9 protein-coding genes are annotated in these 10,790 nt (G+C 69.8%); all 9 read left to right on the top strand.

Annotation, left to right across the window (positions count from 1 at the left end; genetic code table 11):
* Positions 1-80 precede the first annotated feature (80 nt).
* Complete coding sequence (locus tag VE326_13655; GenBank protein HYJ34252.1) at positions 81-1,106, top strand: trypsin-like peptidase domain-containing protein; 1,026 nt, start codon at positions 81-83, stop codon at positions 1,104-1,106.
* Between the two features lie 133 nt (positions 1,107-1,239).
* Complete coding sequence (locus tag VE326_13650) at positions 1,240-2,844, top strand: TolC family protein (protein ID HYJ34251.1); 1,605 nt, start codon at positions 1,240-1,242, stop codon at positions 2,842-2,844.
* Positions 2,841-4,073, top strand: a complete 1,233-nt coding sequence (locus VE326_13645; GenBank protein ID HYJ34250.1) for an efflux RND transporter periplasmic adaptor subunit — start codon at positions 2,841-2,843, stop codon at positions 4,071-4,073. Before VE326_13650 ends, VE326_13645 begins: the two co-directional genes overlap by 4 nt.
* 2 nt (positions 4,074-4,075) lie before the next feature.
* Positions 4,076-7,222 (top strand): efflux RND transporter permease subunit, encoded by a 3,147-nt coding sequence (locus VE326_13640; GenBank protein HYJ34249.1) that lies wholly within the window; start codon positions 4,076-4,078, stop codon positions 7,220-7,222.
* A 291-nt stretch (positions 7,223-7,513) separates the two neighbouring features.
* Positions 7,514-8,227 carry a FlgD immunoglobulin-like domain containing protein gene (locus VE326_13635; GenBank protein HYJ34248.1) on the top strand — a complete coding sequence of 238 codons (714 nt, stop codon included), beginning with the start codon at positions 7,514-7,516 and terminating at the stop codon, positions 8,225-8,227.
* A gap of 134 nt (positions 8,228-8,361) precedes the next feature.
* Positions 8,362-9,138, top strand: coding sequence for a cytochrome c oxidase subunit 3 (locus VE326_13630; protein HYJ34247.1), 777 nt, complete (start codon positions 8,362-8,364; stop codon positions 9,136-9,138).
* Entirely contained in the window at positions 9,135-9,584 is a 450-nt protein-coding gene (locus VE326_13625) for a hypothetical protein (GenBank protein ID HYJ34246.1), read from the top strand. Before VE326_13630 ends, VE326_13625 begins: the two co-directional genes overlap by 4 nt.
* A 9-nt stretch (positions 9,585-9,593) precedes the next feature.
* Positions 9,594-10,304: a metallopeptidase family protein gene (locus VE326_13620; GenBank protein HYJ34245.1), complete on the top strand. Its 711-nt coding sequence runs from the start codon at positions 9,594-9,596 to the stop codon at positions 10,302-10,304.
* 54 nt (positions 10,305-10,358) lie between these two features.
* Positions 10,359-10,790: NAD(P)-binding domain-containing protein (locus tag VE326_13615; protein HYJ34244.1), on the top strand; the 432-nt coding region annotated here is incomplete at its 3' end.

The following is a 10,790-nucleotide window of genomic DNA, read 5'->3' as shown; positions in this document are numbered from 1 at the left end:
TGGCGCCCGGAAGTCTCGGCGCCCCGGCGCAGCCGGGATTCGGCCGGAAACCCTTCTTGTTACGGAGCATCCAAAGCGCCATGGCACAGCGCGAGCCGAGCGGCGATTCCTTCGAGATGGAGCCCGTCCCGGAGTTCGAGGCGAGGCCGCATCCGGCGCCGCTCGATGCCTATTCCCGGGCGGTCATCCACGCTGCCGCTGTCGCGGGCCCTTCGGTCGTGGCGATCGAAGTGCGCCATCCCGAGTCCTCCGGACCCCCGGCGCGCGGGCACCGTCCCATGCCGCGAGGCGGGTCGGGCTCCGGGTTCGTCTTCACGCCCGACGGGTTCATTCTCACGAACAGCCACGTCGTCCACGGGGCCTCTTCCATCATGGTCCGGCTTCCCGAGGGAGGGCGGCACGAGGCGCAGCTGATCGGGGACGATCCGGAATCCGATCTCGCCGTGATCCGCATCCACGCTCCCAACCTCAGGCCCGTCCAGCTGGGCGACTCGCAATCGCTCCTGGTGGGACAGCTCGTGATCGCGGTCGGCAATCCGTTCGGATTCCAGGCCACCGTCACGGCCGGCGTCGTGAGCGCCCTGGGGCGCTCGCTGCGCGCCGGATCGGGCCGCCTCATCGACAACGTGATCCAGACCGACGCGGCCTTGAATCCCGGCAATTCCGGCGGTCCGCTCGTCACCGCGCAAGGGGACGTGGTCGGGGTGAACTCCGCCGTCATCCTTCCGGCCCAGGGAATCTGCTTCGCCATCGCGGTCAACACCGCCAAGCGCGTCGCGAGCCAGCTCATCCAGTTCGGACGCGTGCGCCGGAGCGTGATCGGGATCGCGGGCCAGAACGTGACGCTGCCGCGCAAGGTGGCCCGCTACTTCCGCCTCCCGGTCGAGAGCGGGGTATTGATCCAGGGCCTCCAGCCGAACGGACCGGCGGAGCGGGCCGGCGCCAAGGAGGGGGACGTCATTCTCGGCTTCGGGGAGGAGCCTGTGGCCAGCGTCGACGACCTCCAGGCGAAGCTGATCGACCAGGCGGCCGGCGTCCCGCGCAGCCTGTCGGTGCTCCGGGGGGTCGAGCTTCAAACGCTGGAAGTCGTTCCCGCGGAAGCGTAAACTCGCCGTCTTCGTTTCGTCGGACCGGAAAGGCCCGAAATTCGGGGTGGGGGACTCATTGATCACAGGATCGGCAGCGTCCGCCGAGGCGTCGCCTCGGCCGCGCCGGCGTTCGCGCGCCGGCGCCGGGGTCTTGGCCGCGCTCGCGGCCGTCGTTCTCTCGTTCCTATCCGCCACGCCCACGATCGCGCAGCCCGCCGCGGAGACCGACCAACCGCCCCCGGCGCCTTCGCCGCTCGCGTCGAATCCCGACAGCGCCCTGGCCCGCACGCTGGGCGAAATCCAGGGACAGCCGCTCTCGCTGGCCGAAGCCATGGGCGCGGCCCTCCAGGGCTCGACCGACGTGCGGATCGCGGCCGCCCGGCTTCGGGCGGCGCGCGGCGCGGCGCGGCGGGAGCGCGGCGCGTTCGATCCCGAGCTGTTCGCGGACGTGAATCACGTGGACCAGGAGACCCCCTCGTCGTCGGTGTTCTCCGGAACGTCGCTGAAGGAGACGACGGCGAGCGGCGGCGCGCGCATCAAGTTGCCCTTCGGCACGCAGCTCTCGGCCTCGCTGGATGCGGTGCGCACCGAGACCAACGCCCCCTTCACGCTGCTGAGCCCGCAGTACGACGCGACCGGCCGCCTCTCGCTGCGGCAGCCGCTTCTCCGTGGATTCGGCCCGGGCACCTCCAGCGCGAGGAGCGCTTCCAGCCGCGACCTGGAGGCGGCGCAGGCGCGCTACGAGGACGCGGTGGGGCTGGTGCGCGCCAATGTCGAACGGACCTACTGGGAGCTGTACGCCGCCGAGCGCGACCTCGCCGTGGCGCAGCTCATCCGCGATCAGGCCCTGGCCCTCCTGCACCAGGCGCAGCTTCGGAACCGCGCCGGCCTCGTCGGGCCGGGGCAGGTCGCCACGTCCGAAGTCTTCCTGGCGGAGCAGGAGCAGGCGGTGTTCGATCGCCAGGAGGCGCTGGACCAGGCTTCGGACCGGCTCGCGACGCAGATCGGCGCCCGCCCGACCGGTGAGGCGGCGCGGTTCCGTCCGACCGACGAGCCGCCCCGCGACTTCCCGGTGGACCCCGAGTCCGACCTCGTCCAGCGCGCGCTTCGCAACAACCCCGAGCTCCGCGCCCGTGAGCGCGATGTGGCGGCGGCCCGCGCGCGGCACAAGGGCGCCAAGTGGAACGCCTATCCCGCCCTCGACGTCTTCGGCACGCTCGGCGGTACGGGGCTCTCCGGGACGCCGCAGGAGGTGATCTTCGGCGGCGATACGCTGCGAACGACGATCAACGGCAACCTGAGCGACGCGATCTCCCAGGCGCGAAATCGCGATTTCGCCAACTGGAGCGCGGGCGCCTCGCTCACCGTGCCGATCGGCTTCCGCGCCGGGGCGGGGGAGCGGGACCGGCTGCAGGCCGAGGCCGACCGCGCCCAGGCGAATCTCGTCGCCGGACAGCAATCGCTGGCTGACGACGTGCGGGAGCAGCATCGCGAGCTGGTGCACGCGACCGCGCGGCTCGACGCGGCGCGGCGCGGCGTGGCCGCGTCCATCGAGCAGGTGCGCATCGGCGTGCTCGAATACAACTACGGGAGGACGACCGCCTTCGAGCTGTCGCGCCTCTCGGCCGATCTCGCGGCCGCGCAGCAACGCTACTCTCAGGCCCTGGTGCGCACGGCCCGGGCCGCGGCGCAGCTCCGTTATCTCACGTCCGGCGGAGTCCCGCCGGCGACGCCACGGGGGGAAGGAAGCGAATGATCCGACGTTCCGTAGATTCGGGCGCGCTCAGGACCGCTGCCGCGCTTCTCGTCCTGGCTGCCGCCGGCTGCCAGAAGGGCCCGCAGGGCGGGGGATTCAAGCCGCCGCCGATGCCGGTCGAGATCGCTCCGGTGACCCAGGGCGCGGTCGCCGACCGCTTCGAGGCGGTCGGATCGGCGGAGGCGGGCGAGGCGATCCAGGTGGTCTCGGAGATCGACGCCGTCGTGAAGCGGCTCCCGTTCGTGGAAGGGCAGCCGGTCGGAGCGGGTGCGCTCCTCATGCAGCTGGACGACGCGCAGCTCAAGGCGGACGTCTCCCGCACCGAGGCGCTCCGCGACCAGGCGAAAGCGTCGTACGAGCGCGTGAAGGCGGTTGTGGGGCAGGGCGCCGGCGCGCCCCAGGATCTGGACGACGCCGCGGCGGCGCTCAAGGTGGCCCAGGCGAACCTCTCGCTCGCCGAGACGCGGCTCCGGAAGACGCGCATCAGGGCGCCCTTCGCGGGCGTCACGGGTCCCAAGCGCGTGAGCCCGGGGGCCTACGTGCGCGCCGGAACCCCGATCACCGATCTCGCCGCGATCGGCGTGATCAAGGTGACCTTCTCGGTGCCGGAACGCTACCTGGGGCGCCTTCATCGCGGCGCTCCGGTCACGCTCTCGGCGCCGGCGTTTCCCGGCTACGCGCTCACCGGGGCGATCGACGTCATGGACCCGGTGCTCGACCCGCAGACCCGGAGCAGCCGCGTGATCGCCCGCGTGAGGAACCCGGGCGGCCGCTTCCGGCCCGGCATGTCGGTCAACGTGAGCGCCGTGCTGAGCCAGCGCCCCGAGGCGGTCACGGTGCCGAACGAGGCGGTGTTCTCCGAGGGCGGCGAGAGCTTCGTCTACGTGGTGAAGAAGGACAGCACGGTCACGCGCAGCTCGCTCCAGCTGGGAACGCGCCTCGCGGACGTGGTCGAAGTGGTGAAGGGCCTCGAGCCCGGCATGTTCGTCGTGCGCGCCGGGCACCAGAAGCTCTTCGAAGGCGCTAAAGTCATTCCCATCCAGTCGGCCCCGGGCGGAGCGGGCGCGACGGGCGCACCGGGCGGCGCGGCGGCCCCCGGCGCCGACACGACGGGCGGTCCGGCCGGCGGCAAGGCGACGGCCGGCGCGCCCGCGGGCAAGACGACGGCCGGGAAGACGACGACCGGCAAGGCGACCTCGGGCAAGACGGCGGTGGCCCGGAAAGGCTAACCATGAAGCTCAGCGAAGTCTCGATCCAGCGTCCCGTCCTCGCCACGGTCATGAGCCTGGCGATCATCCTCTTCGGGGTGATCTCCTTCTCGCGGCTCCCGGTGCGCGAGTACCCCGACGTCGATCCGCCCATCGTCTCGATCACCACGTTCTACCGCGGCGCGAGCCCCAGCGTGGTGGAGACCGAGATCACCGACGTGCTCGAGGAGCAGCTCGCCACCCTGGAAGGGGTGAAGACGATCGAGTCCTCCAGCCGCGAGCAGGGCTCCTCGATCTCGGTCGAGTTCGAGCTCTCTCGGAACATCGAAGAGGCGACGAACGACGTGCGCGACAAGGTCTCGCGCGTCCGCGGACAGCTTCCGGCCGAGGCGGACGATCCGATCGTGGAGAAGGTGGACGTCAACGCCCAGCCCATCGTCTGGCTCGCCCTCTCCAGCAAGCGCTTCTCCAACCTCGAGCTGTCCGACGTCGCCGACCGCGTGCTCAAGGAGCGGCTGCAGCGCCTGCCGGGCGTCGGCAACATCTTCCTCGGCGGCGAGCGGCGCTACGCGATGCGCGTGTGGCTGGATCCGGGCCGCATGGCCGCGCACGGGCTCACGACGCAGGACGTCGAGGCGGCGGTGCGCCGGGAGAACGCCGAGATCCCCGCGGGCCGCGTCGAGGGGACGCAACGCGAGTTCGCCGTGCGGACGCGCGGCGACCTGGTCACCGCCGAGGAGTTCGGCGCGATCATCGTCAAGCAGGACGGAACCGAGACGGTCCGCCTCGACGACGTCGCCGACGTGAAGGTCGGGGCCGAGGACGAGCGGACCGCGGTGCGATGGAACGGCGAGCCGGCGGTCGGGCTCGGCGTCGTGAAGCAGTCGAAGGCGAGCACGATCGACGTGGCCGACGCGGTCCGCGCCGCCCTGCCGCAGCTCCAGGCCACGCTGCCCGAGGGGATGAAGCTCGACGTCGCCTACGACTCCTCCACGTTCATCAAGGACTCGATCCACGAGGTGTCGCAGACGATCTTCATCGCGATGTTCCTCGTGATCCTCGTGATCCTCTTCTTCCTGAAGACCGCGCGCGCGACGCTCATTCCCGCCGTGGCGATCCCGATCTCCATCGTCGGCACGTTCGCGGTCGCCTATTTCATGGGCTTCACGATCAACATCCTCACCCTGCTCGCGCTGGTGCTCGCGATCGGGCTGGTCGTGGACGACGCCATCGTCGTGCTGGAGAACATCTACCGGCACATGGAGATGGGGAAGGGGCGGCTGCGCGCCGCCTTCGACGGATCGAACGAGATCGGGTTCGCGGTGCTCGCAACCACGATCACGCTGGTCGCGGTGTTCGTGCCGGTTTCGTTCCTCACCGGCACGGTGGGCCGGCTCTTCAGCGAGTTCGGACTCTCGGTCGCGGTCGCGGTGCTGATCTCGGGGTTCGTCGCCCTGACGCTCACTCCGATGCTCTCCTCGCGAATTCTGAAGTCGTCGCATGACAAGGCACAGGGGAAGCTGGCGCAGGGGATCGACCGCTTCCTGGATGCCGTGAACGTCCAGTTCTCGCGCTCGCTTCGCTGGTTCCTGGGCCACCGCGGCGTGGCGCTCGGCGCGGCCGTGCTGCTCCTCGCCCTGATCGGCGGAATGTTCATGCTGCTGCCGCGCGAGCTGGTCCCGACCGAGGACCGGGGCGTGGCGTTCGGCATCGTGATCGCGCCGGAGGGCTCGACGCTCGAATACACCGACGGCTACATGCGGCAGGTGGAGTCGATCCTGCTCCCGCTGCCGGAGCGCAAGGGGCTCTTCACCGCGACGGGTCTCGGCTTCGGCGGCCCGGGGCAGGTCACGAACGGCTTCCTCTTCCTGGGACTGAAGCCCAGGGCCGAGCGGCACAAGTCGCAGCAGCAGCTGGTGCAAGAGCTCTTCCCGCGCCTGATTTCGATTCCGGGCGTGCTCGCCTTCGTCATCAACCCGCCCAGCATCGGCGGACGGTTCTCCTCATCGCCCGTCGAGTACGTGCTCCAGGGCGAGGACTACGAGCAGCTCGCCCAGGGGGTCGGGGCGATGATGGGGGAGGCCTCGAAGCTCGGCTACCTCCTGAACCTCGACACCGATCTGCGCCTGAACAAGCCGCAGCTCGACGTCTCGATCGACCGCGAGCGCGCCGCACAGCTCGGCGTCTCGGTGACCGACATCGGAACCACGCTCGAGACGCTCCTGGGCGGCCGCACGGTCAGCGAGTTCAAGCGCGGGACGAAGCAGTACGACGTGATCGCGCAGGTCTCGCCCCAGGAGCGCTCCACGCCCAGCACGATCGACGATATCTACATCCGCGGGAACGGCGGCCTGGTGCAGCTGGCCAACGTGGTCTCGATCAAGGAGACCGTCGCGCCCAAGGAGCTGAACCACTACAACCGGGTCCGCTCGGCCACGATCACGGCCAGCCTTCCGCCGGGGCTGCCGCTGGGCATGGCGCTCGACGCGCTCGACAAGATCGCCGCCGAGAAGCTGCCCGCCGGCATGAAGCACGAGCTGGCGGGGCAGTCGCGCGAGTTCCGCGAGTCGAGCACCAGCCTCTACTTCCTGTTCGGGCTCGCGATCGTGTTCATCTACCTGGTGCTCGCCGCACAGTTCGAGAGCTTCATCCATCCGCTCACGATCCTGCTCGCCGTGCCGCTCGCCGTCGCGGGGGCCCTGGTGTCGCTCTTCGTCTTCCGACAGAGCCTCAACATCTACTCGCAGATCGGACTCATCATGCTGATCGGTCTCGTGACCAAGAACTCGATCCTGATCGTGGAGTACGCGAACCAGCTTCGCGCGCGAGGCCTCTCGATCGTGGATGCGGTCGCGGAGGCGGCGCAGATCCGGCTCCGCCCGATCCTCATGACTTCACTGGCGACGATCTTCGGCATCCTCCCGATCGCGATCGGGCTCGGAGCGGGGGCGGAGGCCCGGCGTCCGCTGGGGATCGCGGTGGTGGGCGGGATGATCTTCTCCACGTTCCTCACGCTGGTGCTGGTGCCGGTGGTCTACACCTATCTCGCCCGCTTCACGAAGGTGCCCGCGCGCGGGTCGCCGGAGAGCGCCGCTCCCGAAGAGGCGCCGGCTCCGGCACGCGAGGAAGAGCCGATGCCCGCCATGGCCACGAGCCGCACGCGAATCTGAGGGCCCGCCCGAAGCGCGGGCCACGGAAAACCTCCGAACGGGGCGACTCTAAAACGTCTTTATAGTATCGCGGGAGACGACGTTCCCTCCTGGGACGCCGCCCGCACGCGGGGGTACACGCCGCATCCACCCGCGCGGCTCGTGGTCCGCGACGGACCGCGTATCTCCCACTAGATGCGTGCCTCCCTGCTCCCTGTGCCTTCGCGGCACGGTTCCTGCCTATGAAAACCGGCAGTTCCGAACCGACATCCCGATCCATCGACATCTCGAACTCGCACCCAGGGAAGGATCATGCCCCGCCTGCTCGGACGCGTCCGTGCCGCTTTGTGTGTCGCCCTCTGCTTCGCCATCGCACCGCTCGCCGTTTCCAGATCGCAGGCACAGACCGCCGGACTCGCCGTGACGCTCCTCTGGACCGCGACGGGAGACAACGGCATCGTCGGCCAGGCCGCCAAGTACGATCTTCGTTACACGGCGACCGCGGTCAGCGGCACCGACACGCTCGCCTGGTGGAACAAGGCGGCGGTCGTAAACATGAGCGGGCACGTTCCGCCCCCCTCGGGCGCGAGGGACTCGGTGGTGATCGCGGGCCTCGTGCTGGGGAAGAAGTACTTCGCGGTCCTCCGCGTCGCCGATGCCTCGGGGAACTGGAGCGGCTTCTCGAACATGGCCACCATCGACCTCACCAAGAACGTCACCGGGGTGGACATCGCGGAGCTGGGCGCGCCGAAACTCGTGATCGGCGCGCCCTATCCGTCTCCGACCTCCGGGGCGGCGCAGATCGCGCTCACGCTGGCCCGTTCCGGGCCCCTGGCGGCGGAGGTCTTCGACGCGCGCGGCCGGCTCGTTCGCTCGCTCCATTCCGGCGCCATGGAAGCGGGCCCGCACACGCTGCGCTGGGACGGAGCCTCCGAGAGCGGCCAGCACGCCGCCGCGGGCGTCTACTGGATCCGCGTCGCCGCCCCGGGTATCCAGAAGAGCGTGAAGCTGGTCGTCGTTCGCTGATCCCCCCAGGGTCCCCCCCTCCACGACCCGTTCCGCCCATCCGTTCGAAGATCACAACGTCCTTGCGATGGCCTGTCCGCGAAGGCATACTCGCCCGCTGAATTCCGACCCGTAACGATTCCGGAGGAGCGCGCATGGCGATCGCGATGGAGCACCACTCCCACGACCCGGTCCCGAGCCAGTGGCCGATCATCACGGCCATCGGCGCGGGCCTCATCCCGATCGGCATCATCGCCTCGACGCGGGGGGTGAAGGCGGGCATCGCGATCCTCCTGTTCGGGCTCCTCGTCACGATCCTGGGCGCCGGGCGGTGGTGGGCCGAACTGCTCCGGGACAGCTTCGTGGGACGCGACCTCCTGGACGCCGACGCGCGGCTCCGAACGGCGATGATCCTCTTCATCCTCTCGGAGGCGGCGATCTTCGCCTCCTTCTTCGCCGCGATCATCTACGCGCGCACCCACGCGAAGAGCTGGCCGCCGGCGGGCATGCCGCACTTCGGGCTCCTGCTCCCGGCCGTGAACACCGGGATCCTCCTCTCCTCGTCGGTGACCTGCCATCTCGCGCACGTGGCGATCGAGCGGAAGAACCGGGAGGGCGTGGTCTCGGCGCTCCTGCTCACCATCTTCCTGGGCGCCATCTTCCTCTGCGGGCAGGCCTACGAGTACGGCGTGCTGAACGGCGAGGCCTTCAACATCAAGAGCGGGATCTTCGGCTCGACCTTCTTCATGCTGACGGGCTTCCACGGGCTGCACGTCCTGATGGGGATCATCTTCCTGAACGTGGTCTACGGCGCGGTGATGCGCGGCCGCGTGACGCACGAGCAGCAGTTCCCGCTGAAGGCGGCCTCCTGGTACTGGCACTTCGTGGACGCGATCTGGATCGGCGTCTTCACGATCGTGTACGTCCTGTGAGGCGCGCTCACGTTCCGGCCCTCCTCGTGGCCCTCGCGGCGCTCGCGATGGGGGCCGCCTCCTGCCAGACCCTGGCGGGGAAGGGGGATGCGGGCGCGGACTTCGCCGCCTCGCGCGCGGCCCTGAGTGACGCGAAGGGGCGCATGGATCGCGCCGCGCAGGACTCGGACGTCCAGGGCGTTTCCAAGGCGATGAAGGAGATCGGCGAACAGTTCAACGCCATCGAGTCCAGGACGTCGTCGATGAACCTGATGGACAACGAAACGATGAAGATCCAGATCGCCACGGGACGCAACACCATCACGCAGACCGGCCCCTGGGTGCAGAACAACGACGCCGACGCGGTCCGCTCCCAGGTGGCCCAACTCGATCCGGTCCTCACCGAGATCGACGGCCTGCTCGATCGCGCCGTGAAGTCCTCCGCTCCCGCCTCGGGAACGCCATAGGCTGACGCCATGCCCTCTCCCTCGCGTCTGGACGAGCTGATGCGCGAGGGGGAAGAGGCGCTCGACGCGGGCGAGTTCGAGACCGCGCTCGAACGCTTCGAGGCCGTCCTCGCGGGAGACCCCGAGCACTGGGGGGCGGCCCTCGACCGCGCCGAGACCCTCCATCTCCTGTGGCGCACGCGCGAGGCGTTGCGTGCCGTCACGGCGCTCCGTCCTCCCGAGGATGAAGAGGACGACGCCGACCGCGCCGATCTCGAGGCCCGGATCCGCGAGGTCACCGGAGACTTCCGAGACGCGGATCTCCTCTTCGCGGAGGCCAGCCGCCTCGATCCCGAGCACTTTCCCGAGCCGGTGCGCATGAACGCCGAGGATTTTCGCTCCGTCCTGGACGAGGTGCTGGCCTCGCTTCCGGAGCCGATCCGGAACGCCGTGGAGGAGGTGCCCGTCGTCGTGGAGCCCAAGCCCACGCCCGCCATGGCGGAATACGCCCCCCACATCACGCCCGAGATCCTGGGACTCTTCGTGGGGACCTCGCTGGGTGAGAAGGCGAGCGGGGGATCGGGCTACGCCGACGTCGTGCTCCTCTTCCAGAAGAACCTCGAGCATGCCGGGACGACCTCCGAGGAGGTCGCGGAGGAGATCCGGATCACGCTCCTCCACGAATACGGCCACTATCTCGGCTTCGACGAGGACGCCATCGAGGACCTGGGGCTGGCCTAGCGACGGCAGCCGGCACGCTCGGTGGCGCCGTCCCGTCCCGCCATACTTCCCATCATGCAACCCCTGCTGGCCATCCTGGGCGCCGGGCCCATGGGCATCGAGGCCGCGCTCGAGGCCTCGCGCTCCGGATTCCGGGTCGTGGTCTACGAAGCCGGCAGGGTCGGCGAGCATCTGCGCCGCTTCGCTCACGTACGGCTGTTCACCCCCTTCGCCATGAACGCGACGCCGTCGGGCCGGGAGGCGCTGCTCCGCGCGGGGGCGGCTCTTCCGGAGGACGGCACCCTCCTCACGGCTGGGGCGCTGGCGGAGCGCTATCTGGAGCCGCTCGCCCGGGTCCTGGCGCCTTCGGTCGAGGTGCGCGAATACCATAAGGTCACGCACGTCGGCCGGGACGGCGCCTCGAAAGGATCGCCGCTGACGAGAGGCGGCGTCCCGCGCCGATCGCTGCCGTTCCTGCTTCGCGTCGAGCGCGCCGAAGGGGGCGTC

Source organism: Candidatus Binatia bacterium, assembly GCA_035631035.1.
Lineage (GTDB): Bacteria > Eisenbacteria > RBG-16-71-46 > SZUA-252 > SZUA-252 > DASQJL01.
Note: the sequence above shows the minus strand (reverse complement) of the source record. Positions and strands in the feature narration are given on the sequence as shown.

What these genes read in the sequence shown, in the direction of transcription:
- VE326_13630 (HYJ34247.1), top strand. Translation starts at nt 8,362, where the DNA reads ATGGCGATCGCGATGGAGCACCACTCCCACGACCCGGTCCCGAGCCAG.
- VE326_13655 (HYJ34252.1), top strand. Translation starts at nt 81, where the DNA reads ATGGCACAGCGCGAGCCGAGCGGCGATTCCTTCGAGATGGAGCCCGTC.
- VE326_13635 (HYJ34248.1), top strand. Translation starts at nt 7,514, where the DNA reads ATGCCCCGCCTGCTCGGACGCGTCCGTGCCGCTTTGTGTGTCGCCCTC.
- VE326_13645 (HYJ34250.1), top strand. Translation starts at nt 2,841, where the DNA reads ATGATCCGACGTTCCGTAGATTCGGGCGCGCTCAGGACCGCTGCCGCG.
- VE326_13640 (HYJ34249.1), top strand. Translation starts at nt 4,076, where the DNA reads ATGAAGCTCAGCGAAGTCTCGATCCAGCGTCCCGTCCTCGCCACGGTC.
- VE326_13620 (HYJ34245.1), top strand. Translation starts at nt 9,594, where the DNA reads ATGCCCTCTCCCTCGCGTCTGGACGAGCTGATGCGCGAGGGGGAAGAG.